This window comes from Alphaproteobacteria bacterium (genome assembly GCA_019635875.1).
Taxonomy (GTDB): Bacteria; Pseudomonadota; Alphaproteobacteria; order Reyranellales; family Reyranellaceae; genus JAFAZJ01.
The window spans coordinates 96,053-120,734 of the sequence record JAHBYP010000006.1 but is presented as its reverse complement, the minus strand read 5'-3'; the positions used below and the strand labels follow the sequence as shown (position 1 = coordinate 120,734).

Genomic DNA, 24,682 nt, shown 5'->3' with positions numbered 1-24,682 from the left:
AATAGTCTTTGGGGGCGGCGGTTCTCGACTTACCTTCAGAACTACAGCCGCTCGCCAAACGGCTGGATGATCCGCGTCCCAACGTCTTGCTCGTTGTAGGCACGGGTATATCGCTTGGCGCGACCAACTCGGTTATTGCGGGCTGGAAAGGTCTGCTTCTTAGTGGAATCCAGCGCTGCCGCGAACTCGGCGCGAGTTCGCAAAGGAACCTCGATGCCCAAGCTGAGCTGATCGAGGGCGCATTCGATCCAAGCACGCCGTTTGACCTTGACGAAGTGTTAAGACGTGGGGATGCCCTAACGGAAATCCTGGGCGGTACCGAAGGGGCCGAGTACGCAACCTGGCTTCGGGACACCGTTGGGTCGCTTAGGATCAATCAAACATCCCGTCGAACGATTGATGCCGTCGCTGACCTCGTGCGTGCCGGCGCCCTGATCATGACAACGAACTACGACGATTTGCTCCACGAAGCGATTGGGCTCGAACCCATCACATGGGAAGAGCCACTCAAGATTCTTGAAGTCGTTGCGCGAAGACGGACCGGGATTATCCATATCCACGGCCATTGGTCGCGACCCTCATCGGTCATTTTAGGAAGGAGATCGTACGAACGAATCAAGGCAGCGAACCTCGCACAGAATGAACTCCGCGGCCTCTGGATGTTTTGGCATTGGGTTTATGTCGGTTGTGGTGGTGGTGGTCTGAGCGATCCCAATCTGGGCGCCCTATTGCAATGGACACAAGAGGCCGGCCTTGGCGAAACTACAGTCGAGGATTACTTTCTCGGCACAAAGGCCGCCGTTGAGGCGTTGCCCGAGTACGAGTCGGCGAAGCCTTCCCTCGTCAAGCACATCTATGAAGGTCACGATCGGCTTCCGGGCATCGTCGCTGCCCTTGCCCCGGCTGCCCGATCGAGCCCTTTCGTCCGGATCGGTCCCTCGGCACCGCGTATTCGGCGGATTGGCGAATCGCCTCTAAGCAATCCTTTCCCGTCCTGGGATGAGTTCAAGGCCGGTAAGGTACCCGATCTCGCAGCTGACACCGAGGTAAGGAGTCGCCTCGACGAGCATGGATGGGCGTTCGTTCTCGACGTGGCATCGGTCGGCAAGACCACTCTGGCGTACCGAGTGGCGGCCGAATTCGATCATCGTGGGTGGTCCTGCTATCACATCCTCCTCAGCCGGACCACGTTCGACGATGCTGAGCAGTTGTTCAGTCCGCAGGCCGCGTTGGCCCGGATCGCGCGCCCGGATACCCTTATCGTAATTGACGATGCGCATCTCAATCCAGAGTTGGCGGCTGCGTTGTGGCGCCTGTGGCGCGACCGCCCGCTTAGCAGCAAACTGCTGCTGCTAGCTACCCGGATTGATCGAGCAATTTCAACGCCTGCCGACAGCGCCCTGTTGGATCTGGAGAGGGACGCCCACAATCCCGCGATCTCGCTACGACCAACGTCAGACGATCTCGGCAGGATTGCCGAAGGCGTACTGGACCGACTGTTGCCAACCCAGCACCTGATAGAGCGGCCGCCAGCCGCGATGCTCTCACAGTGGCACAGTACCTACGGCACTGAGATTGGCGCCTTTGTGGTCGCAGTCACTCAGAATCGGGTGGATTTGATACATGGTCAATTCCAACTGCCGGAGGATGCAGGTGCCGTTTGGATGTGGCAGCGCCACCTCAGTCACCTTTCCAAGTATGCTCTAGACAACATCCAGTGCTTGGCCGTCTTCGGTGACGAACTGCTGGAGTTGGAAGTCAACGTCACTTGCTTACCTCACCCGAGCCCCGTGCACGTGTCGGAGTTGCTGGCCACGACACTCGTCGAACGGACTGTCGTCGGCGCCCTGCAGCATGTTCGCTTCCGACTGCGCGAGCCATCGTGGGGACGTCTTATCCTCGCTGCGATGCATCCCTCCGCGGATCGGCTCGCCATCATGGAAGAGGCGGTCATCGGGAACACGGCATTGCTGGTTGCCGCTCTCTCTGCCCTCCGTCGGAGCGATTGCGAGAACGACCTTGCTGAACTTTGCATCCGATTGGAGCATCGCAGGTCCGCGATTGTCACCCGATCGCTCGAGGCGCCAATTTCCAATGTTATGGAATTGTGCGCCATCGCTTCGAGTCGCGGCTGGAAGACCCTCATTGGGGACATATACGATGCCCTTGTCGCGGACCCGAAACGTTTAGCCGCACGTGCTTTCGAAATGCCGCTTGACCACCTCGGGTCATTTTTGGCTAGCGCCGCGAAGCACGGTCAAAAGGTCCTCGTTAAGGATCTGTGTAGAGAACTCGCTGCGGATTCGAGGCGACTCGCCGCGCGTGCCTTCGAGGCTCCTCTGGACCATCTCGGGTCATTTCTGGCTACCGCAGCGGAGCAAGGTCAAAGAGCCCTCGTCGACGATCTCTGCAGAGAGCTCGTCGCAGATCCGAAACGCCTTGCCAATCGAGCCTTCAACACTCAGTTGGGCCACGTCGGGTCCTTTCTGCATGATGTTGCGAGACAGGGCCAAGGGGCCCTCGTCGACAATCTGTGGAGGGAACTGGCCGCAGACAGGAGACGTCTTGCGTGCCGCGCTTTTGAAACGCCATTTCACTTTCTCGGGTCATTTCTGGCCACAGCAATGCGGCAGGGCCAAGGAACTCTCGTTGACGACCTATGGAAGGAACTCGCTGCGGACCCGAAACGCCTTGCCGACCGTGCTCTTGAAACGCCGCTTCACCTTCTCGGGTCATTTCTGACTACAGCAATGCGACAAGGCCAAAGAACTCTCGTCGACGACCTATGGAAGGAACTTGCTGCCGATCCGAAACGCCTTGCCGCGCGAGCAGTTGAGACGCGGCTCAACCATCTTGGATCATTTCTGGCTACGGCTGCGGAGCAGGGACAGAAAGCGATCGTGGACAATTTGTATGGGGAACTCGCGGTGGATACCAAGCGGCTCGCTAAGAGCGCCTCGGAACTGGACCCCAACAGCCTCGCCCGGTTTTTGTCCGGCGCTCCGGAAACTCTGGCAAAGGCGGTGGTCTCCGACTTCTCGCCGATTGACTGGGGATACGAGAGAAACGCCACTAGAAGAGGAATGCCGGGAGCCTCGAACCTAGCAGGAACATTTTGGAGGCTCGACCGAGTTGATCTTTGCGACTCGCTTGTCGACTGCATTCTTCGCCGCAAGCAGTACGTCGACTTCGCAATTCCAAACTATGAGATTCTTGAGGTCGCGCGGCTATTGTCAATGACCAAGCCAGAACAATTCGACATGGTCGGCGACCTTCTGGACGCGGTCGATCTTCGCTTGTCCGTCCTGTATCGCGCTGCCACAGCTGTGATCGCGCGCGCCCTGTACGACATCGCACTGAATCAGCCTCCGTCCATCATTCGACGGTTTTGGCATCCCGCTGTTACCTACCGTCTCCGCACATTTTTCTCGACAGCATCTCGAGATTTGTGTGTCGACGCACCCGACAAGGCCAATACCCAACTTGAGGTCGCCATTGAACTGCTGGGCACCTCTAGCCTCGCAGGTTGGACGTGGAACAGGCAATTGCTTCTAGGCATTCCGCAGGATTGTCTTGCGCAGTTGACGTCGCTGCTTCCGCACCGGCCAGGAGCGGTATTGGTCGACCAGCGTCAGCGGCAATATTGGCTAGGCCTACGGGTGGCTGCATGGGCGCTGGGCGGGCAGCTTCCAGTCGATGTCGCCTACCTCCGTCAGAGTCACGAGTTGTGGCATGCCAACATAACCGGCATTGATACGTGGGCTGGTTCCGACAAGGAGCCTGAGAGCGTCATGCACCGCCTCAACGTAAGCATGTTCGAATGGCTCGGACAGTGCATGCGACACGGAAACGGACGATTGCTGGCCAGCAACATACCATTGTGGACGATAGTCGGCTTCCCGCGTGACCCAAGAAATTTTTGATCTGCCAGGCACTAGGGCCTGTCCCCAGTTAGGGGATTCACAAGAGCGATAGTGCGTGATTCATAGCGAGTCGGCCACAGGGAGGCTGACGGATGCGGCGCTACGGATTACGGGACGACCAGTGGGAGCGGATCGAGCACTTGCTGCCCGGCCGCAAAGGCCACGTCGGCGTCACGGCGAAGGACAATCGGCGTTTTGTCGAGGCGGTGCTGTTTCGCTATCGCGCCGGCATTCTGTGGCGCGACCTGCCGGAACGCTTCGGCCCGTGGAAGGCCACACATACCCGCTTCAGCCGCTGGGCCGTGAACGGCGTGTGGGCGCGCGTGTTCGCGCAGTTGAGCAGCGACGCGGACAACGAGTACGCGATGATCGACAGCACGATCGTGCGTGCCCATCAGCACAGCGCTGGCGCCCCCAAAAAGACGGCGAAGACCAGGCGATCGGCCGCAGCAAAGGCGGGCTGAGCACCAAGATCCACGCCCTGGTCGATGCGCTAACTAGGCAACCCGCTGATGTTCCTACTCAGCCCGGGACAGGCACACGACCTGCTGGGCGCCGACGCTTTCCTGCCGACGCTTGCCGCCGACACACTGATCGCCGACAAGGCGTTTGACGCCGATACTCGCGTGCTCGACCGCTTCGCTGCCGCCAATGAAGGCGCGGTGATCCCCTGCAAGAGGCACAGAACGCAGCCGCGGCCGCTCGACCGCGAGCTCTACAAGGCGCGCCATCTGATCGAGAACTTCTTCTGCAGGCTCAAGCAGTTCCGCGCCATCGCCACCCGCTACGACAAACTCGCCCGCAACTTCCTCGCCGGCATCCACCTCGCCGCTTGCTGCATCTGGCTCAATTGAGGACAGGCCCTCGGTTGTATTGCATCCAAACTGAACCAATCTCCCCACGTCGCCAACGTTGACTCCCCCGGCCGGCAACTTCATTGAACAACACTTCGCGGTCCGTGAATCCGGAACCCGCGCAGGCGCCGTGCGTATTTCCGCGTTGTCCGCCCGCGTCCCCCAGAGCCAGGAGTCGATGTCCGCCCCCCGTGGACGATCCGTTGTTCGAGGCCCTCTCCGAGGGCGTCTGCGTGCTCGACGCGCAGCGGCGGATTGTGCGCCACAACAGGCGCTTCCTCGAGGTCTGCGGCCTGCCGGCCGAGGTCGTGAAGCCGGGCGAGCGGCTCGGCGCGGCGCTCGACTGGCTGACCAGCCACGGCGAGTTCGCCACCCCCGCGCAGCGCGAGGAGATCGCCACCAGTTCCGCGCCGCCGGCACCGCGCCCTTCTCCTACCGCCGCGAGCGGCCCGACGGCATCTTCATCGATATGCGCAGCCGGCCGCTGGCGGATGGCGGGTTCGTCGTCGTCGCCGAGGACCTGACCGCCCGCCGCCGCGCCGAGAGCGCGCTGCGCGCGTCGGACGCGCGCATGCGCCAAGCCTTCGCCCAGGCCGCGGTGGCGATCAACATCTGCGACGCCGACGGCCGCTACCTCAAGGCCAACGACGCCTTCTGCCGCATGGCCAGTCAAAAGGCGTTATCCTGCCCGCGCTCTGGTCAAGCTGGTGATCCCCTCCAACATCGCCTTCGTCCCCTCAACGCCAAACCCCGCCTCCCGCAACACCCCCTCGACGAACCCCGGCGTCAGGCACTCCGCATCCGGATTGTCGAAGATCGACGCCAGCAGGTACCACGCCGCGAAGTCCGGCCCGTCATGCGTGTCGTCGACCATGAAGTCGTGGATCAGCACCAGCCCGCCCGGCTTCAGCGCGGCCCGCGCGCGGCGGGCCAGCTCGCGGATGTCGCCGGCGCCGACCGCGCTCCAGACATAGGACATCAGCATGACGTCCTGCTCCTGCGGCCACTGCGTGCTCAGCGCATTGCCGGCGAGGTGCGTGATGCGATCGGCCAGGCCGGCCTGCTGCGCCATGCGCCGCGCGGTCTCGACGGTCTCGGGGAAGTCGAGGATGGTCGCGCGCAGCGCCGGATTGCGGCGCAGGAAGGCCAGCGTATAGGCGCCGCTGCCGCCGCCGACATCGAGCAGGCGCGCCGCGCCGGCGAGATCGACGCGCCGCGCCATCAGCGCGGCGGGCCCCAGCGAGCCGGCGTGCTGGGCGCTGCTGAAGGCCTCGCCGCCGACGCCGCCCTCGGAATAGACGATGCCCGTGTAGAAGCCCTTGTCGGGGAAGACGCGCTCGCCGCGCATCGCCTTGTCGAGATGGCGCATGCTCTCGTAGAGGAAGCCGCCGTTGACGACGCGGATGTAGTCGCGGAAATCGCCCGGCGCGCCTTCCACCAGGAAGTTTGTGGTCGCCGGCGCGTTGGCGAGCCGGCCATCGGCCTCCGTCACCAGCCCGACCGTCCTGAGCGCCGTGACCAGGGTGCGCATGCGGTTGGCCGCCGTGCCGGTGGCGCGGGCCAGTTCGTCGATCGTCGCCGCGCCGCGCGCGATGTGGGTGAACAGGTCGAGGTCGAGCGCCGCGAACAGCGCCTTCGACGCGATGAAGCCGTAGGTCAGCGCCGAGATCTGGCGGACATCGGTCAAGGGCTGTGTCATCGCGGCTCCCCCGTCGGTCGCCATCGGATCATAATCCATTTGACTTGAACCGGGCTGTCATCCCGAGCGCAGCGAGGGATCCAGGACTGCCCTGGATCCCTCGCTGCGCTCGGGATGACACGTGGGCCTGGTCGGTCAGACAAAGCTTCAGGGTCGTGACCGGCCAAAGCGGGACAAGGAACCGCCGACGACACGGATAAGGAACGCGGATTTGCCGATTCCATCGGCATCGGAACGCCCTGTTCGACACCGCTAGGGGTTTAAATCGCACCTCCCACCACCCAGGCGTACACACGCTCCAGCACCAACCGCTGGAGTCTCCGATGCCCCGTGCCCGTCTGATCCCGCCCGAATTCTGGACCACGGAGGCGGTCGTCGACTGCGCGCCCATGGCCCGCCTGCTGCTGCTCGGGCTCAGCAACTTCGCCGACGATTTCGGCGTGCTGCCGCTGCGGCCGCGCACCTTGCGCCTCCAGGTCTTCCCCGGCGACGCGCTCGACGACGAGGCCGTGCGCCTCCTGATCGAGGAGCTGGCGGCGCGCGGCCTGGTGCGCCGCTACACGGTCGAGGACGTCGAGTACCTGTCGATCGTCGACTGGGCGGTCCATCAGCGCGTCGGCAAGCGCGCGCGGCGCCGCTACCCGGCCCCGCACCATGGCGAACCCCATAGCAATCCATCGCAAGGCCCCGAGCCGGTCGCCGCCGAACCACCGCCGCCTGCGCCCGAAGCCGCCGCCTGCGATGCCGCGGCCGCGACGCCCGACCATAGCAATCCATTGCAAAGCCCCGAGCTGGCCGCCGAGGATCCGCCGCCCGCGCGCGAAGCCGCCGCCTGCGCTGCGACGGCCACGATGGCAGACCATAGCAATCCATCGCAGAGCCCCGAGCCGGTCGCGGCCGCGAACGACGACGCGGCCGAGGCCGCCTGGCACCAGGCCGTCGCCTCGGCGGTGCGGCGCAGCTGGGGTGCCGACCTGCCCGCCGACCTGCCGCTGCATGCCGCGCGCTGGCGCGCCGAGGGCCGCGACCTCGCGCGCGATGTGCTGCCGGCGATCCGCAGGGTCGTGCGCGCCGCCGTCGAGCTCAACCGCCCGCTGCGCCTCGCCCTGGCCGACGCCGCCATGGCAAACCACAGCAATCGGGCCGCGGCGTGATCACCCTCATGCCTTCCCCCGGAGGGGGAAGGTGCCCGAAGGGCGGAAGGGGGATGTCGAAGACGGACACCGCGTGTGTTGAGACATCCCCTTCCGGCGCTGCGCGCCACCTTCCCCCTCCGGGGGAAGATATTGGCCCTTGCATCCAAACTGAACCAGTCTCCCCGCAGTCCCGCGTTGACACCCCCGCTCTGCGGCTTCAATGAACAATGTTGCCCCTGCGTTCCGATATCCGGAATTCACGCAGGCATCATGCATATTTACGCGTTGTCTGTCCGTAGCGCCGCAAAGCTCAGGAATTGATGTCCGCCACCGTGGACGACCCGCTGTTCGAAGCCCTCTCCGAGGGCGTCTGCGTGCTCGACGCGGAACGGCGGGTCGTGCGTCACAACCAGCGCTTCCTCGCCATCACCGGCCTGCCCGCCGACGTCATGAAGCCAGGCGCGCGCCTGGGCGACGCACTGGCCTGGCTGACCGAGCACGGCGAGTTCGCCTCGCCGGCGCAGCGCGAGGAGGTGATCGCCCGGTTCAGGGCCGCCGGCACCGAACCCTTCGCCTACCGCCGCGAGCGGCGCGACGGCACCTTCTTCGAGATGCGCGGCCGGCCGCTGGCGGGCGGGGGCTTCCTGCTGGTCGCCGAGGACCTGACCGAGCAGCGCCGCGCCGAGACCACGTTGCGCGCCTCCGACGCGCGCATGCGCCGCGCCTTCGCCGAGGCCTCGGTGGCGATCAACATCTGCGACGCCGACGGCCGCTACCTCGAGGCCAACGAGGCCTTCTGCCGCATGGTCGGCTACAGCCTGGCCGAGCTGCGCGAGCTGTCCTTCGAGACCATCACCCATCCCGACGACATCTCGCTGGACAGGAGCTTCCACGTCGAATCCTTCGCCGGCGACGACAACTGCCACGTCTTCGAGAAGCGCTACATCCGCAAGGATGGCGCCACCATCTGGACCAAGCTCAGCGTCAGCATGATGCGCGACGATGAAGGCTGGCCGACCAACACCATCGCCATCATCGAGGACATCACGGCGCAGAAGCGCGCGCTCGAGGCCAAGCGCGAGAGCGAGGCGGTGCTGAGCCGCGCGCTGGAGAGCATCAACGAGGGCTTCGCGCTGTTCGATCCGAGCGGCAAGCTGGCGGTGATGAACCGGCACTACAGCGGCTATTTCCCCGACGGCGAGGAGTACATCCGCCTCGGCATGACCTTCGAGGAGATCACGCGCGCCGGGCTGGCGCGCGGCGCCTATCGCCTGCCGGCCGGCGCCAGCGCCGAGGGCTTTTTGCGCGATCGCCAGGCGGCGCGCGCGCGCGGCGAGGCCACCGTGTTCCAGACCAGCGGCGGCCGCTGGCTGCGCGCGCACGACTACCGCACGCCCGACGGCAGCGTCGTCGCCCTGCGCAGCGACGTCACCGAGCTGATGCGGCGCAGCCAGGCGCTGGCCGACAGCGAGGAGCGCTTCCGCTCGCTGGCCAACAACCTGCCCGGCGTCGTCTTCACCGTCGAGCTCGATCCCAGGAGCGGCCAGCGCCGGCTGACCTATCTCGGCGACACGCTGCCCGCCGCCCTGCGCATCGATCGCGACGCTGCACGGCGCGGCGAGATCGGCCTGGTCCATTCCATGCCGCCGGAGGACGCCCAGGCCTATCTCGCGGCCATGGAGCGCTCGGCGCGCGAGATGCGGCCCTTCAGCATCGACGTGCGCTTCATCGGCGACGGCGCCGCCAGCCCGCAATGGACGCGCATCGCCGCCACGCCCAGGCGCCTGGCCAACGGCGTGGTGCGCTGGGACGGCATCGGCCTCGACGTCACCGAGCTCACCGAGCGCACCCGCGCGCTGCGCGAGAGCGAGAGCCTGTTCCGCACGCTGGCCAACAACCTGCCCGGCGTCGTCTTCACCTTCGAGCACAATCGCACCACGGGCGAGCGGCGCGTCACCTACATGAGCGACGCGGTCTTTCCGGTGCTCGGCGTCGAGCGCGACAGGATCCTGAGCAGCGAAGTGCGCCTGATCGACTTCATGGTGCCCGAGGACAAGAAGCGCTGGCTCGCCGCCATGGCCGAGTCGACCGCCAACCTCACGCCGATCGCGACGGATGTGCGCTTCGACGTGCCCGGCCGCACGCTGCGCTGGTGCCGGCTCAACGTCACACCGCGCCCGCTGGGCGACGGCTGGATACGCTGGGACGGCATCGCGCTCGACATCACCGAGCAGCGCGCCGCCGAGGAGCAGCTGCGCCAGGGCTTCAAGATGGAGGCGCTGGGCCAGCTCACGGGCGGCATCGCGCACGACTTCAACAACGTGCTGACGGTGATGGTGGGCAGCGCCGAGCTGTTGCAGGACGCCGTCGAGGACGCGCCGGACGACACGCGCCAGCTGGTCCGCAACATCATGATGGCCGGCGCCCAGGGCGCCGACCTGACGCGCCGCCTGCTCGCCTTCGCGCGCCGCCAGCCGCTCAAGCCCGAGACGCTCGACGTCAACTGCCTGATGGCCGACATCGCGCCGCTGCTGGAGCGCGCGCTGGGCGGCGGCATCGCGGTCGCGCTCGAGCCCAGCGTGTCGCGCTGCGCCGCCCATGTCGATCGCAGCCAGCTCGAGAACGCGGTGCTCAACCTGGTGACCAATGCGCGCGACGCCATGCCCGAGGGCGGACGCGTGGCGATCACCGTCGCGCTCTGCGGCCTCGACGCGGCCGAAGCGGCGCATCTCGGCGGCATCGCCGCCGGCGACTACGTGCGCATCAGCGTGGCCGACCAGGGCGGCGGCATGCCGCGCGAGGTGATCGCGCGCGCCACCGAGCCGTTCTTCACCACCAAGCCAGAGGGCAAGGGCACCGGTCTGGGGCTCAGCATGGTCTACGGCTTCGTGTGCCAGTCGGGCGGCGCCATGGCCATCGACAGCGCCCCGGGCCGCGGCACCACGGTCCATCTCTACCTGCCGCGCATCGTCGAGGAGACCGCCGGCGCCGGCCGCCGCGGCCGCGTGTCGGGTGCGCCGGGCGGCGACGAGACCATCCTCGTGGTCGAGGACGAGGCGCCGGTGCGCGACACGCTCTCGCGCATGCTGGGCAATCTCGGCTACCGCGTCACCGGCGCGGCCAGCGGCCCGGAGGCGCTGGCGACGCTTTCGGCGCGCGACGACATCGACCTGCTGTTCACCGGACTGTCGATGCCCGGCGGGCTCGACGGCCGCGCGCTGGCCGCCGCGGCGGTCAGGCGGCGGCCGGCCCTGCGCGTGCTCTACACCTCGGGCAACAGCCAGCAGGCGCCGGGCAGCCCCAACCCGCTCGATCCCGACACGCCGCTCTTGGAGAAGCCCTTCACCCTCGACGAGCTTGCCCGCTCGGTCCGCCGCGCGCTGGGCACCGTGGCGTCGTAGCCAGAACCGAATCACCCCTGTCATCCCGCGTGTTCGTTTGGCGGCCGGCGCGACCTCCGTTAGGCTGCGGTCCTTCCCGCGATCAGTTCTCTCGATTCATGCGCTGCAGTCCATTCGCGTCGATCATCGCCGCTCTCGCACTCCTGACGCTGGCGGCCTGCGCGCATCTGCCAAGCACCGCCTACAGCGAGGACCACGCCGCCGCCTTCGCCGCCAACGAGCCGTGGAAGCTGTCGCCCGCCGCACCGCTGCCCACCGTCATCCGCGCCCACGGCGTCGAGCCGCTTGATCCCGCCGCGCGCCGGCCGCTGCTCGAGCAGGTGGTCGACCAGCTGCGCAGGACCGATCCCTGGCAACGCCTGCACGGCGTCACCTACCGGCTGTCGCAACGCAATGCGCTCGATCCCGGCTGGCTGATCCAGACTCCCGATCGCTGGGGCAGGAGCGCCGCCGATCTGCCGGTGTACCAGCCGGGCTGCGCCGGCTGCCTGCCCGACATCGATCTGCCGCTGTGCGAGAGCGACGCCGACTGCGCCGGCGGCGGCCAGTGCCGCAAGCTCGCCATGCTCGACGCCTCGCCCGTGCATGCCGGCAAGCGCGCCTGCCTGGGCCATTCCGACGCCATGGCCGACCGCCTCTACCAGGTGATCGCCGGGGCGCGTGCGCGCGTCGACATCGCGACCCTGCAATGGATCCCCGACCGCCGCTTCCTCGCCGCCCTGCGCAACGCCGTCACGACGCTGGCGCGACGCGGCGAGCGCGTGAGCGTGCGCGTGATGGTCGGCCAGTATCCGCCGCTCGAGACCAATGCGCGCGCGCTGCTCGACGAGCTCGTGCGCGATCTCGACGAGGTCGAGGGCTCGCGGCTCGACGTGCATGTCGCGGCGATGCGCAGCTGCACCGGACAGCCGACCTGCGGCACCTTCTCCTGGCCGCACGCCAAGATCATCGCCGTCGACGGCCGCGTCGCGATCACCGGCGGCCACAATCTGTGGACGCGCGACTACCTCCTCGACCAGCCGACCCACGACCTGTCGATGCAGGTGCGTGGACCGGCGGCGGCCGACGCGACCGCGTTCCTCGATGGCCTGTGGCAATTCACCTGCCGGCGCAAGGGGCTGCCGAGCGAGCCGATCGCCGTGCACAGCTACGATTCGCAGGCCAGGCGCTTCGCCCGCGATTGCGCGGCGCCGCGCATCCTGCCGCGCTTCGAGCGCCTGGCGCAGTCGGGCAACGTGCCGATCCTGTCGGTCGGCCGGCTGGGCGCCGGCATCACCCCCGCCTTCGCCAACCAGAGCGACCTGGCGCGCGACCTGCTGCTGGGCGCGGCGCGGCGCTCCATCGTCATCGTCCAGCAGGATCTCGGCTTCACCTTCGCCCAACCGCGGCCGGTCTGGCCCGAGAGCACCCTGGAGCGCATCGCCGACTTCCTGCTGGGGCAGAAGGGCGACGTCCATATCGTGCTGAGCAACCTCGACGCCGTCGGCAAGAGCGGCGCGACCTACAGCAATCGCGTGCCGCTGGAGGTGACGGCGCGGCGCCTGCGCGACGTGGTGCGCCGGCGCGGCCAGATGCCGGACGGCGATCTCGACGCGATGCTGTGCCGCCGGCTGCACATCGCGCCCTTCCGTTTCGGGCCCGACGCGACCTGGCCCGGCAACGTGCCGGTCGGCAACCACGCCAAGTTCTGGATGGTCGACGGGCGCTACTTCTACATCGGCTCGGACAATTTCTACCCGGTCGATCTCCAGGAGCACGGCTTCATCGTCGATTCCCGCGCTGCCGCCGCCGAGCTGCGCCGCCAGTACTGGGACAAGCTGTGGCGCTGGTCGGCGCCGGCGGCGATCTCGGGCGCCGGCGCACCCCGCTGCGTCTTCACCGGGCCCGTGACAACGCGCCGCTAAGCCGAGGCGCAACGCCCTGTTTTTGGCCCCCGGGACGGCCTATCTTGGGCCATGGCCTCCGCCTCCCAGGAGCGGGTCGACCCGGTCATGTCGCTGGCGCCCGCGCCGGCCGCCGACGAGACGCCGCTGAGTCCCGCCCTGTCTTCCGCCGACGGCCCTGGCGCCGCGCCGGCGGGTGTCGACGCGGTCGAGGTCGGGGCCGCGTCCGCCGCGCCCACTGCGCCCTCGGGCTTCCCCGTCCTGGGACTGATCGCCGCCGTCGGCGCACATGCCCTGGTCGCGGCCGCCTTCTACGCCCTGATGCTGCACGAGCCGCCGCAGGAGGCGAAGGCGCCCGTCGACCTGTTCGAGATCGTGCTGGCCGAGGACATGGCGGGCCGCGCCGACGGCACCGCCCTGCAGGCACCCGATGGCGCCCCCATGCCCGACGTGATCCAGGATCCCGACGCGCGCGCGCCGACCCAGCCGGCCGACGAGCCGACCAACGACCCGGTGAGCGCGCCGCACCGGCCGACCCAGCCGCCGTCCTTCGACGCCATGCCGACGCCCCCGGCCTCACCCTCGGTGCCGGATACCGCCGATGCCTGGACGCCGCGCGTCAGTCCCGCGCTCATGCTGCCGCTGGCCGCCACCGAGCCGCAGGCGGCAGACCTGGCAACCCAGCCCAAGACTGAGACGGCCAAGCCTGCTCCAGCCCCGAAGCCGGCCGCGGCTCCGGCCAAGCCGCCGGCGCCGGCACCGACTCCCCCCGCGCCGCCACTCTCGACGCGGGCCGCCGCGCCGCCAGTGCCGCCCCGCCCCTCGATGCAGCGCTCCGTCGATCTGCGCGAAGTCGCGGGCCTGGCTCCCAGCCGAGCCGCAGCGGCCGGCTCCTCCAGCGGCAGCGCGCTGGAGGCCAACTACGCCAGCCTGCTGTTCCGCGCCATCGACCGGGTGCGCTTCTACCCGATCGGCGCGCGCGACCGCGGCGAGGAGGGACGCGTCGTCCTGCGCGTCACCATCGCCGCCGACGGCCGCCTGCTCGATGCCTTCATCGTCCGCGGCAGCGGCTTCCCCGATCTCGACGCCGCGACCATCGAGATGGCTCGCCGCGCCGCGCCCTATCCGCCGCTGCCGCGCGCGCTGGGCGCCGAGCGCGCCTCCTTCAACGTGCCGGTGAACTTCGGCATCCGCCGGCTCTGATCGTCCCTCCCTCCGAGAGTCTCCGCATGGCTACCACCGCCCGCATCACCTGGGTCCAGGACGCGCTGTTCGTCGGCGAGTCGGGCAGCGGCCACAGCATCACCATGGACGGCTCGCCCGATGTCGGCGGCCGCAACCTCGCGGCGAGGCCGATGGAGATGGTGCTGATCGGCATGGGCGGCTGCACCGCCATCGACGTCGCCTCGATGCTGCGCAAGCAGCGTCAGGACGTGCGCGACATCATCGTCGAGCTCGAGGCCGAGCGCGCCGAGGATCATCCAAAGGTCTTCACCTCGGTGAAGGTGATCTACCGCGTGCGCGGCAGGAAGCTGAACCGCGCCCTGGTCGAACGGGCGGTGTCGCTGAGCGACGAGAAATACTGCTCGGCCACGGCGATGATCCGCCAATCGGCCAACGTCACGCACGAGCTCGTGCTGGAAGAGGTCGCCTGAGGGCGCCGCGCCGATGACCGCAGCGCCGCACCGCTCCTATCCGCCCTTCGCCGGCGTCTCGGCGCACGCGGACCGGCCGTGGGTGATGGGCGTGATCAACGCGACGCCCGACTCCTTCTCCGACGGCGGCCTGCGGCTCGACCCGGCGCGCGCCATCGCCGACGCGCTGCGGATGGTCGAGGACGGCGCCGACTTCATCGATGTCGGCGGCGAGTCGACGCGGCCGGGCGCCGACGAGGTTTCGATCGACGAGGAGATCGGCCGCATCCTGCCGATCGTCGGCGGCCTGGCGCGGCAGGCGGTGCCGGTCTCGATCGACACGCGCCGCGCCGCGGTGATGGCCGCCGCCATCGACGCCGGCGCGCGCATCGTCAACGACACCTCCGCGCTGCGCGACGATCGCGACTCGCTGCGCCTGGTCGCCGAACGGCGCTGCGGCGTGATCCTGATGCATCGCCGCGGCACGGCGGCCGACCGCTATCGCGGCCCGGCCTATGCCGAGGTGGTGGCCGACGTGCGCGACTTCCTCGCCGGCCGCGTTGCCGACTGCCTCGAGGCCGGCGTCGCGCCGAGGAACATCGCCATCGATCCCGGAATCGGCTTCGGCAAGCTGCCGCCCGGTCGCTACGATCCCGACCAGAATCTGCGGCTGATCGCCGGCATTCCCGCCCTTCTGGCGCTGGGCCATCCGGTGATGATCGGCGCCTCGCGCAAGCAATTCGTCGGCCACATCAGCGGCGAGCCTGATCCGGCCCGCCGGCTGGGTGGTTCGCTGGCGCTGGCGCTGGAGGCGGCGCGCCGCGGCGCGGCGATCCTGCGCGTGCACGACGTGCGCGAGACGGTCCAGGCACTGAAGGCCGTCGCCGCGCTCGCCGCGGCCGACGACGCGTAGGGGGTGAAGCCCTGTCATCCCGAGCGCAGCGAGGGATCCAGGCCGGCCGTAGATCCCTCGCTGCGCTCGGGATGACAGGACGACTTCGGCACCTACTCCGCGGCGACCGGTGCGGCGGCGGTGATGGTCTCGCACAGGCCGGTGACCGTGCGCTCGACCTGCTGGGCGTCGTCGCCCTCGGCCATGACGCGGATCAGGGGCTCGGTGCCCGACGGCCGCACCAGCACGCGCCCGCCTTCGCCCAGCGCGGCGTCGGCCTCGAGGATGGCGCGCACGACCGGCGAGAGATCGAGCACGCGCCGCGCGCTGGCGCCCGGCGGCAGGCGCACGTTGCGCAAGAGCTGCGGCACCGGATCGAAGCGGCGGCAGACCTCCGACACCGGCTTCTGCGCGCGGATCACCGCGGCCAGCACCTGCAGCGCCGCCACCAGCCCGTCGCCGGTGGTCATGATGTCGGTCATGATCAGGTGGCCCGACTGCTCGCCGCCGAAATTGTAGCCGGCCACGCGCATGCGCTCGAGCACGTAGCGGTCGCCGACCGATGTGCGCTCGAGCCGCAGCCCGCGGCCGCCGAGGAAGCGCTCCAGCCCGAGATTGGACATCACCGTGCTGACCACGCCGCCGCCGGTCAGCTTGCCCTCGTCGTGCCAGGTCGCCGCGATGGTCGCCATGATCTGGTCGCCGTCGACCAGCGCGCCGCGCTCGTCGATCAGCACCAGGCGATCGGCGTCGCCGTCGAGCGCGATGCCGAGATGCGCGCCGTGCTCGCGCACCGCCTCGATCGCCGCCTGCGGATGGGTCGAGCCGCAACCGTCGTTGATGTTCAGGCCGTCCGGCGCGACGCCGAGCGCGATCACCGTGGCGCCCAGCTCCATCAGCACGCGCGGCGCCACGCGATAGGCCGCGCCATGGGCGCAGTCGACGACGATCCTCAGCCCGTCGAGCGTCAGGCCGCGCGGCACGGTCGACTTCACCGCCTCGATGTAGCGGCCGCCGGCGTCGTCGATGCGCCGCGCGCGGCCGACCAGCTCCGACGATGCGCGATGCGTCGCCGGATCGGCCTCCATGATGGCCTCGATCTCGCTCTCGATCGCGTCGCTGAGCTTGAAGCCGTCGGGGCCGAAGAATTTCACGCCGTTGTCGTGGAAGGGATTGTGCGAGGCCGAGATCACCACGCCGAGGTCCGCCCGCATCGAGCGCGTCAGGTGGCCGACGGCCGGCGTCGGCAGCGGGCCGACCAGCAGCACGTCCATGCCGATCGACAGGAAGCCGGCGGTCAGCGCCTGCTCGATCATGTAGCCGCTCAGACGCGTGTCCTTGCCGATCAGCACGATGTGGCGGTGATCGCCGCGCACGAAGCGCGCGCCGGCCGCCATGCCCAGGCGCAGCGCCGTCTCCACTGTCATCGGCTCGAAATTGGCGCGCCCGCGCACGCCGTCGGTCCCGAATAGCTTTCGCCCCATGGCCCGCACGGTACGCCAGCCGGCGCGGCAAGCCAATGCGGCATCTGGAGCCGCAACCGCGTTTGTCCTAACTTTGCCGATCCGTTGATTCTGGTGGCTTGCGGCGAAGTCGAGGATGCCCCTCAGCTCGCCGCGTAGCTCGGCCTCGATCTGCCCGCGCTTGGGGTCGGGCCTGAGGACGACATCGCCGATCAGGGAGCGGATCGCTGCGGCCGCGGTCTCGCCGCCGTCCGGTTCGTCCAACACTTCCGCGAAGGTTGACACGGCTGAGGCGACGGCATCGACCTCGCTGTCGCGGCCACCGCCGACAACTCTGACACGCCCGACCCATCACGGGCACGTCGTGAGCGCGCGGTACTTTGACGGATTGATACCAACCACCGCCCGAAACGTGCGCGTGAAGTGGCTCGGACTCATGAAGCCGATGCTGAGCGCTACCTCGATCATCGAGATGCGCTCGGTTTCCAGCAGATGCATGGCGCGGCAGATGCGGCGTTCATTGACGTAGGCGAGCGGTGTGCGGCCGGTAGAGACGCGGAAGGCACGGTGGAAGTAGCCAGCAGAGACGCCGACCAATGCCGCAAGTTCGGCGATACGGATTTCGCCGTCGAGATGTTCTTCGACATAGTCGGCGACGCGGCGCAGCCGCCACGCTGGCAGCCGCCAAGCGTGCGTGCGGTCCTCCAATACCGAGGTGCGGCCGTACCGGCGCACAAGGTAGTGGGCGAGCGTCCATGACATCTCATCGCAGTAGGTCGGGTCGAGTATGCCATCGGCGTGGAACAGATGCGTGCACTCGCGCAGCATACCGGCCAGGAAGCGATCGGGTGCGTTGGTGAAGGCGCTCGCTTCAAGCGACCTGGCTGCGGGTCCGCGCAACGCGTCGTCGTCGAACAGGGCAGGGTCGAGGGCGATCGATGCCCACTCGCTTTCGATGCCGCGCATCTTGAGTTGGCGCGGGCAATGCGCCGGCACGAAGGAAACGGCGCCGGCGCGGTCGGGACCGGCGAAGCGATGGCCACAGGCAGCAGCCACTTCCTGGTGCTGTGCGCCACCCTTGAGCGTCACCAACATTAGATGCTGAGGCGTGCAGAACGTGCCCTCGGCCGCCTCGGTGTAGGGCCGGCTCGCCGTGTCGAAGCTGCCGCTCGACCAGGTGAAGCGGCGCCAGTTGCTCGCGACTGGCTCGACCCTGCGTTCGTAGGCCACGGTCTGGCTCATCCTTCAGGAAATAGCGACGTCGGCCCGCCATGTCAGCACCGGGACCAATCACAAGGTCAGGATCGAGCAAGCCTGGTCAGGATCCGGCGCGCGGGCAGCCCCGGCTCGGCCTAGATGAAGAACTCTCCATCGACGAGGGAGCAGCCATGCCACATCCTTCGAGCACCCGCCGCCGCACCATGATCGCCGGAGCCCTTGGCCTCGGCGTGCTGGGCGCACTTCCGGCTCGCGCCCAGCAGACCCCGGCGCGTCCGCCGGCCGACATCCTGACACGCCCCGTCCCGCCCACCGGCGAGACACTGCCGGCCATCGGTTTGGGCACCTTCCTGACCTTCGACGCCATTCCGGGCCAGAAACGCGACCACTTGCGCGAAGTCATGAGCCGCTATTGGGCGGGCGGCGCGCGCGTGATCGATACTTCGCCCCTCTACGGCACAGCAGAGCTCACGGTTGGCGACTATGCGACGGCGCTCGGCATCTCCGACCAGCTGTTCATTGCCAACAAGATCTGGGCGACCGGCGACTACCTCGCCGACGAAAGCCATCTGCTGCAGAGCCTGCGGCTTTCGGAGGGCCGGCTGTGGCGCGAGCGCATCGACCTCATGCAATGCCACAGCCTGGTAAACGTGGACTTCGTGGTGCCCTATCTGCGAGCCTGGAAGAAGGAAGGGCGCATCCGCTTCCTGGGGGTCACCCACTTCGAGAACCGGTACCATGCTCCGCTCAGCGACTGGATCGAGCGTGGCCATCTCGACTTCGTGCAGATTAACTACTCGATCTTCAATCGCAGTGCCGAGGATCGCATCCTGCGCGCCGCCGCCGCCCGCGGCATTGCCGTGCTGACTAACATGCCGTTCGAGAAGGCGCGGCTGTTCAAGATCGTCGAGGGAAGGCAGCTGCCTGACTTCGCTCGCGAGATCAGCGTCGAGAACTGGGCGCAGTTCTTCCTTAAATGGGTGGTCTCGCATCCAGCGGTGACCTGCGCGCTGCCTTCGACGGCCGATCCCCAGCATGCAGCGCAGAACGTGAGCGCTTTGCGTGGGCCGTTGCCTGACTCGGCGATGCGCCAGCGCATGGTGCGCCACATGGAGAGCATTCCGGGCTTCGATCGCCTGGCGGAGATGCAATGGTATCCAGGCAAGCGCTATCCCGGCATCATCGGCCGCGCACAGGCGCAGCTGCGCGCCCGTACGTAGCGACCGAGCAGCGGCCCGATGGCCGCGCCGGCGTCTCGGTCGTCGAGCCCACGGGCCGCACCGCCTCACGCCGCGCCATCAGCGGCGCCCGAGGCGAGGACTAGCGGGATGACGCCCTCGAACGCGCGCTGAGGCCGCGCTCGTGCGCTGGCAGCAGGGGCACCGCGTGCCTGACGAGCACGGCGCGCACGCCTATGCTGAGTCTGTGCAGCCGGCCGGCACGCATATCAGCCTCTTTACAGGGGCGACAATGACGGCGGGCGGTGGAATGAATTCTTGAGCGCGCGCCGCCGTTCGGTTGCCGCCATGTCGACCGTGTCGTCGGCCGTCAGCACGACGCCGTATTCGTCGGCGGCGTCGTTGCGGTCGTAGTAGGCGCGGCGCACGTCCTGAGCGACAAGCGCCGGCTCGCGCTTGAACGGATCGCCGTAGCCGCCGCCCGGCGTGCGCACCTTGATGACGTCGCCTGCCTCGAGAACGATGTCCTGGTCCTTCGACGTGTGCGGTGGCCGGTAGAGTTCGCCTGAGCACATCATGATCTCGACTTCGTTGAAGCGCGCATCGCGGCCGCCCAGCGCACCGGGCGGACCGCAGCGGCCGTGATCCATGACGAAGGAGGCGCGGGCCTGGCCGCGGCGCAACCGGATGGCGTACTGCACGCCGAAGCCGCCGCGTCAGGCCAATACGGCATCGGCACTGGATTTCGCCCGGCCGATGGCCCATGACAGCCGCCGGAGGATCTCGCTGATGAAGGGACGCGTGCTGATCATCGCCGGCTCGGATTCCGGCGGCGGCGCCGGCATTCAGGCCGACATCAAGGCGGTCACGGCGCTCGACGGCTTCGCCATGACGGCGATCACCGCGCTGACGGCGCAGAACACGCTGGGCGTGCACGGCGTGCTCGGCGTCGAGCCGGCATTCGTGGCGCAGCAGATGGAAGTCGTGCTGAGCGACCTCGGCGCCGACGCCCTGAAGACCGGCATGCTGGCCTCGCCCGAAATCATCGTGACCGTGGCCGAAGCGATCGCGCGCCATGCGCCCGAGCGACCGCTGGTGGTCGACCCGGTCATGGTCGCCAAGGGCGGCCATCGCCTGCTGCAGGAAGCGGCCGAGCGCACGCTGGTCGCCCAGCTGCTGCCGCTCGCCACCGTGGTGACGCCCAACACGCCGGAGGCCGAGGTCCTCGTCGGCTTTCCCATCAGGAACGAGGGGGACATGCGCTCAGCCGGCGCCGCGCTGATCGCCATGGGTCCGCGCGCGGCGCTGCTGAAGGGCGGCCATATGGACCGGGGCGGCAGCGAGGTCGTCGACCTGCTGGTCACGTCGGATGGCGTGCAGCGCTTCGCCCATCCGCGCATCGCCACCCAGCATACCCACGGCACCGGCTGCACGCTGGCCTCGGCGATCGCCTGCGGCCTGGCGCAGGGCATGACGCTGGCCGACGCGGTGGCCCGCGCACGCGACTTCGTGCGCCGCGCCATCGAGACCGCGCCCGGCTTCGGCGCCGGCCACGGTCCGCTCAACCACGCCGTCACGCTCGATCCGCACTGGCGGCGCTGAAGCCTTCTTGTCGTCGCGAGCGCAGCGAGGGATCCAGGCCAACCCTGGATCCCTCGCTGCGCTCGGGATGACAGACATGACTCGGAAAGAAAAGCGGCGCCGGATGCTCTCCGGCGCCGCTTGCGTTCGATCGCGCTACCGCGAGGTCCTTCGCTGCGCTCAGGACGACAGGTGCGTCACGCCCCCGCCTGGGGCGCCGGATCGCCGGCGTCGCGCGGCGGCGTCGGGCCGCTGCTCGGCACGGAGGCGCGGCGCGGCTTGGCCCCGGACGCGCTGCTGGACGAGCTGGGATCGTCGCGCACGATCTTCTCGCCGCGCAGCAGGGAGTTGACCTCCTCGCCGGAGAGCGACTCGTACTCGAGCAGCCCCTTGGCCAGCATCTCGAGATCGTCGGCGCGCTCGGTGAGGATGGTGCGCGCCTTGGTCTCGGCCTCCTCGATCAGGCGGCGCACCTCGTCGTCGATGATCTGCGCCGTGGCCTCCGAGATGTTCTGCGTCTGCGTCACCGAGTGGCCGAGGAAGACCTCCTGCTCGTTGGCCTGGTAGCGCACGCGGCCCAGCTTGTCGGACATGCCGTAGGCGGTGATCATCGCCCGCGCCATCTGCGTGGCCTGCTGGATGTCGGAGGCGGCGCCGGTGGTGACGTTCTCCTCGCCGAAGATGATCTGCTCGGCGACGCGGCCGCCGAACATGATCGCCAGCCGCGATTCCATGAACAGCTTGCTGTAGCTGAGCGAGTCGCGCTCCGGCAGCTGCATGGTCACGCCCAGCGCGCGGCCGCGCGGGATGATCGTCACCTTGTGCAGCGGATCGGCCTTGGGCACGTTGAGCGCGATGATGGCATGGCCGGCCTCGTGGTAGGCGGTCAGCCGCTTCTCCTCCTCGGTCATCGCCATCGAGCGGCGCTCGGTGCCCATCAGCACCTTGTCCTTGGCGTATTCGAGGTCGATCATCGTCACCAGGCGCTTGCCCAGGCGCGCCGCGCGCAACGCCGCCTCGTTGACCAGGTTGGCGAGATCGGCGCCGGAGAAACCGGGCGTGCCGCGCGCCACCACGCGAGGATCGACGTCGGGCGCGATCGGCACCTTGCGCAGATGGACCTTCAGGATCTTCTCGCGGCCGCCGATGTCGGGGTTGGGCACGATGACCTGGCGGTCGAAGCGGCCGGGGCGCAGCAGCGCCGGATCGAGCACGTCGGGCCGGTTGGTGGCGGCGATCAGGATCACGCCCTCGTTGGCTTCGAAGCCGTCCATCTCGACAAGCAGCTGGTTCAGCGTCTGCTCGCGCTCGTCGTTGCCGCCACCGAGGCCGGCGCCGCGATGACGGCCGACGGCGTCGATCTCGTCGATGAAGATGATGCAGGGCGCGTTCTTCTTGGCCTGCTCGAACATGTCGCGCACGCGCGAGGCGCCGACGCCGACGAACATCTCGACGAAGTCGGAGCCCGAGATGGTGAAGAACGGCACGTTGGCTTCGCCGGCGATGGCGCGCGCCAGCAAGGTCTTGCCGGTGCCCGGCGGACCGACCAGCAGGCAGCCCTTGGGGATCTTGCCGCCCAGGCGCTGGAACTTCTGCGGATCCTTCAGGAAGTCGACGATCTCCTCGAGCTCGCCCTTGGCCTCGTCGATGCCGGCGACGTCGTCGAAGGTGACGCGGCCGTGCTTCTCGGTCAGCAGCCGTGCGCGGCTCTTGCCGAAGCCCATCGCGCCGCCGCGGCCATTGCCCTGCATCTGACGCATGAAGAAGATGTAGACGCCGACGAGAATCAGCAGCGGCAGCCAGTTCACCAGCATGCCGCCGAGATTGACCGTCTCCTCGGCCGGGCCGGCGTCGATGCGGTCGACCTTGCCCTCGAGGCGCTCGATCAGGCGGCCATCGGTCGGCGCGTAGCTCGTGAACCCGCCCGAGCCGCGCGCGGCGTCGCGGAAGCTGCCGGTGATGGTGGCACCGTTCTGGCCGCTCAGGATCTTGACCGAGGCGACCTGTCCGGCGTCGACCGCCTTGAGGAACTCGGAATAGGAGATCTGCGACATGCCGCTGCGGCCCACACCGCCCTGGAAGACGGTGTAGAGCAGCACCAGCAGCAGCGCGATCACGACCCAAAGGGCCGCATTGCGATTGAACATGGGTTCGACGTTCGTCCTTGGTTCGGGATGTCCCGCTATCGCCTCACTAATTGGGCTTCGTCGGCGGCAAAACAAGGAAAAAACGGTGCGCCCAGGAGCGGCCGGCGGGGGCGAAATACCGCAACCGGCAGGAACCGGGACAGCGCGATCGGCGCCACCGCCGCGTTCTCGCCGCCGCCCGGCAGGACCGGCTGCACCAGGCTGGCCGCGGCGCCGCGCAGCACCAGGGGCACCACCCGCTCATCCCAGCGCACGGCCGGGGAGCCGGCGAGGATCAACGACAGCCCCTTGGTGGCCGGCCAGGCGGCCTCGGCGGCCAGCCGCCAGCGCGCCACGTCGGGCTCCGGCAGCGGGATCAGGGGATAGGCGTTGGCGATCACCGAGGGCAACTGGGCGCGCCGCAGATTCTGGCTCACCGACAGCGGGTAGAGCCGCAGGATCGCCTCCGTCTGCCAGCCCCTGCCCGGCACGCCGTGCCGGCCGGTCCACTCGTCGGTCAATACGCCGCGGCCGCCGGCAGGGATACGCTCGCCGACCAGGAAGCGGCCATCCCATTCGACCGAGGAATCACCCCGCCAGTCGGCGTGGTCCTGGATCGAGGCCGCCTCGCGCACCACCAACCACTGGTTGCCGCGCCAGACGATGCGACAGCCGCCCACCGTCGTGCCGGGCGGCGGCTCGGCCGGCGTCTTGCCGGACGCCTTGCCAGACGACTTGGGCGTGCGCGCGCGCAGGTGGTGGAGCGCCGCGGCCAGGCGCTCGGCGCGAGGCTCGTGCTCGCCGCCCGACACCGTGGCGACGATGCGCGACAGCGCCCGCGCCGCCACCGCCTTGGGCAGGCTGCGCAACGCCTGGGGCTCGACATAGACCGCGCCCAGCGGATGCGGCTGGGCCAGCTCGACCAGCGCCTCGGCCACGGCCCGCTCGCTGGCCACGCGCTTCGCCGCCGCCTGGTCGACCCGGCGCAGCAGCGATTCGCGCGGCGACGGCAGGCCTTCGAGCCGCAGCCGCGCACGGCGATAGGCCGGATCCTGGTTGGTCGGATCGTCGATCCACGGCTGGCGCCGCGCCTTGAGCGTCGCCGACAGGCGGGCGCGCGGCACCGGCAGCAGCGGGCGCAGCACGCGCACCTCGGGGAACTCGACGCAGGCCGACATGCCGGCCAGCCCGTCGGGGCCGCTGTCGCGCTCCTGGCGCAGCACATAGGTCTCGGCCTGGTCGTCGGCCTGGTGCGCCAGCAGCAGGTGCAGCACGCCCTGCTCGCCGCACCAGTCGCGCAGGATGCGATAGCGCCGCGCGCGCGCCGCCTCCTGCAGGCCGGAGCTCGGCCGGCGCTGCCAGCGCAGCCGGAAGACATGGGCCTCGATGCCGCACGACGTCAGGGTCAGGCGCACCTGCTCGGCTTCCGCGGCGCTTTCGTGACGCAACGCATGGTCGACGACCAGCGCCACCAGCTCGCCGCCGCGCTGGCGCACCCATTCGCGCGCGAGCAGCGCCAGCGCCAGCGAGTCGCGCCCGCCCGAGACCGCCACGGCCAGGCGCGGGCGGCCCTCGAACGGCTCGAACGGCCGCATCAGCGCGGCGAACTCGACCGCGCCGACAGGCGGCTCGTCGTCGTCGATCCTGGTCTTTCCCCCGGCCATCGCCGCATCATGCGGGACGGATGCTCCGGC

The 24,682-nt window shown here is 68.7% G+C and carries 16 protein-coding genes and 1 pseudogene; 11 read left to right on the top strand and 6 right to left on the bottom strand.

The window, feature by feature from the left end:
- Positions 1–8: 8 nt before the first annotated feature.
- The 3 genes and pseudogenes from KF889_21510 to KF889_21500 all read left to right on the top strand — a co-directional run bounded on the left by KF889_21510 (position 9) and on the right by KF889_21500 (position 5,301).
- A complete protein-coding gene (locus tag KF889_21510) occupies positions 9–3,923 on the top strand; it encodes an SIR2 family protein (protein MBX3502027.1) in 3,915 nt (1,304 codons plus the stop codon).
- Positions 3,924–4,015: 92 nt separating this feature from the next.
- Positions 4,016–4,777 (top strand): annotated as a pseudogene (locus tag KF889_21505) (IS5 family transposase).
- Positions 4,778–4,968: 191 nt separating this feature from the next.
- Positions 4,969–5,301 carry a PAS-domain containing protein gene (locus tag KF889_21500; protein ID MBX3502026.1) on the top strand — a complete coding sequence of 111 codons (333 nt, stop codon included), beginning with the start codon at positions 4,969–4,971 and terminating at the stop codon, positions 5,299–5,301.
- Positions 5,302–5,456: 155 nt separating this feature from the next.
- Here KF889_21500 and KF889_21495 read toward each other — a convergent pair whose 3' ends face one another.
- On the bottom strand, positions 5,457–6,476 hold the full coding sequence (locus tag KF889_21495; GenBank protein ID MBX3502025.1) for a methyltransferase: 1,020 nt from the start codon (positions 6,474–6,476) through the stop codon (positions 5,457–5,459).
- 323 nt (positions 6,477–6,799) lie between these two features.
- Between KF889_21495 and KF889_21490 the strand changes: the two genes are divergently transcribed.
- The 6 genes from KF889_21490 to folP all read left to right on the top strand — a co-directional run bounded on the left by KF889_21490 (position 6,800) and on the right by folP (position 15,443).
- Positions 6,800–7,630 carry a hypothetical protein gene (locus KF889_21490; protein MBX3502024.1) on the top strand — a complete coding sequence of 277 codons (831 nt, stop codon included), beginning with the start codon at positions 6,800–6,802 and terminating at the stop codon, positions 7,628–7,630.
- A 302-nt stretch (positions 7,631–7,932) separates the two neighbouring features.
- Positions 7,933–11,013, top strand: a complete 3,081-nt coding sequence (locus KF889_21485; protein ID MBX3502023.1) for a PAS-domain containing protein — start codon at positions 7,933–7,935, stop codon at positions 11,011–11,013.
- A gap of 98 nt (positions 11,014–11,111) precedes the next feature.
- A complete protein-coding gene (locus KF889_21480) occupies positions 11,112–12,917 on the top strand; it encodes a hypothetical protein (protein MBX3502022.1) in 1,806 nt (601 codons plus the stop codon).
- Positions 12,918–12,968: 51 nt separating this feature from the next.
- Positions 12,969–14,099, top strand: coding sequence for a TonB family protein (locus tag KF889_21475; GenBank protein MBX3502021.1), 1,131 nt, complete (start codon positions 12,969–12,971; stop codon positions 14,097–14,099).
- Between the two features lie 26 nt (positions 14,100–14,125).
- Positions 14,126–14,551, top strand: a complete 426-nt coding sequence (locus KF889_21470; protein ID MBX3502020.1) for an OsmC family protein — start codon at positions 14,126–14,128, stop codon at positions 14,549–14,551.
- A gap of 85 nt (positions 14,552–14,636) precedes the next feature.
- Positions 14,637–15,443 carry a dihydropteroate synthase gene (gene folP, locus KF889_21465; GenBank protein MBX3502019.1) on the top strand — a complete coding sequence of 269 codons (807 nt, stop codon included), beginning with the start codon at positions 14,637–14,639 and terminating at the stop codon, positions 15,441–15,443.
- 92 nt (positions 15,444–15,535) lie between these two features.
- On the opposite strand, the gene KF889_21460 is transcribed toward folP, so the two are convergent.
- Together KF889_21460 and KF889_21455 are read right to left on the bottom strand one after the other, a co-directional pair.
- Complete coding sequence (locus KF889_21460) at positions 15,536–16,906, bottom strand: phosphoglucosamine mutase (GenBank protein ID MBX3502018.1); 1,371 nt, start codon at positions 16,904–16,906, stop codon at positions 15,536–15,538.
- A gap of 330 nt (positions 16,907–17,236) precedes the next feature.
- Positions 17,237–18,115, bottom strand: coding sequence for a helix-turn-helix transcriptional regulator (locus tag KF889_21455; GenBank protein MBX3502017.1), 879 nt, complete (start codon positions 18,113–18,115; stop codon positions 17,237–17,239).
- Positions 18,116–18,273: 158 nt separating this feature from the next.
- On the opposite strand from KF889_21455, the gene KF889_21450 reads away from it, so the two are divergent.
- Entirely contained in the window at positions 18,274–19,323 is a 1,050-nt protein-coding gene (locus tag KF889_21450; protein MBX3502016.1) for an aldo/keto reductase, read from the top strand.
- 236 nt (positions 19,324–19,559) lie between these two features.
- Here KF889_21450 and KF889_21445 read toward each other — a convergent pair whose 3' ends face one another.
- Positions 19,560–19,982: a hydantoinase B/oxoprolinase family protein gene (locus KF889_21445; GenBank protein ID MBX3502015.1), complete on the bottom strand. Its 423-nt coding sequence runs from the start codon at positions 19,980–19,982 to the stop codon at positions 19,560–19,562.
- Positions 19,983–20,070: 88 nt separating this feature from the next.
- Here KF889_21445 and thiD point away from each other — a divergent pair, with 88 nt between their 5' ends.
- Positions 20,071–20,883 (top strand): bifunctional hydroxymethylpyrimidine kinase/phosphomethylpyrimidine kinase, encoded by an 813-nt coding sequence (thiD, locus tag KF889_21440; protein MBX3502014.1) that lies wholly within the window; start codon positions 20,071–20,073, stop codon positions 20,881–20,883.
- A gap of 176 nt (positions 20,884–21,059) precedes the next feature.
- On the opposite strand, the gene ftsH is transcribed toward thiD, so the two are convergent.
- Both ftsH and tilS read right to left on the bottom strand, forming a co-directional pair.
- Entirely contained in the window at positions 21,060–23,009 is a 1,950-nt protein-coding gene (gene ftsH, locus KF889_21435; GenBank protein ID MBX3502013.1) for an ATP-dependent zinc metalloprotease FtsH, read from the bottom strand.
- Between the two features lie 35 nt (positions 23,010–23,044).
- On the bottom strand, positions 23,045–24,652 hold the full coding sequence (tilS, locus tag KF889_21430) for a tRNA lysidine(34) synthetase TilS (GenBank protein MBX3502012.1): 1,608 nt from the start codon (positions 24,650–24,652) through the stop codon (positions 23,045–23,047).
- Positions 24,653–24,682 lie beyond the last annotated feature (30 nt).

Bases quoted from the DNA above. Each gene is read 5' to 3' on its own strand.
- KF889_21475 (MBX3502021.1), top strand. From the start codon at position 12,969: ATGGCCTCCGCCTCCCAGGAGCGGGTCGACCCGGTCATGTCGCTGGCG.
- KF889_21490 (MBX3502024.1), top strand. From the start codon at position 6,800: ATGCCCCGTGCCCGTCTGATCCCGCCCGAATTCTGGACCACGGAGGCG.
- thiD (MBX3502014.1), top strand. From the start codon at position 20,071: ATGAAGGGACGCGTGCTGATCATCGCCGGCTCGGATTCCGGCGGCGGC.
- KF889_21470 (MBX3502020.1), top strand. From the start codon at position 14,126: ATGGCTACCACCGCCCGCATCACCTGGGTCCAGGACGCGCTGTTCGTC.
- KF889_21460 (MBX3502018.1), bottom strand. From the start codon at position 16,906: ATGGGGCGAAAGCTATTCGGGACCGACGGCGTGCGCGGGCGCGCCAAT.
- KF889_21480 (MBX3502022.1), top strand. From the start codon at position 11,112: ATGCGCTGCAGTCCATTCGCGTCGATCATCGCCGCTCTCGCACTCCTG.
- KF889_21485 (MBX3502023.1), top strand. From the start codon at position 7,933: ATGTCCGCCACCGTGGACGACCCGCTGTTCGAAGCCCTCTCCGAGGGC.
- tilS (MBX3502012.1), bottom strand. From the start codon at position 24,652: ATGGCCGGGGGAAAGACCAGGATCGACGACGACGAGCCGCCTGTCGGC.
- folP (MBX3502019.1), top strand. From the start codon at position 14,637: ATGGGCGTGATCAACGCGACGCCCGACTCCTTCTCCGACGGCGGCCTG.
- KF889_21495 (MBX3502025.1), bottom strand. From the start codon at position 6,476: ATGACACAGCCCTTGACCGATGTCCGCCAGATCTCGGCGCTGACCTAC.
- ftsH (MBX3502013.1), bottom strand. From the start codon at position 23,009: ATGTTCAATCGCAATGCGGCCCTTTGGGTCGTGATCGCGCTGCTGCTG.
- KF889_21450 (MBX3502016.1), top strand. From the start codon at position 18,274: ATGCCACATCCTTCGAGCACCCGCCGCCGCACCATGATCGCCGGAGCC.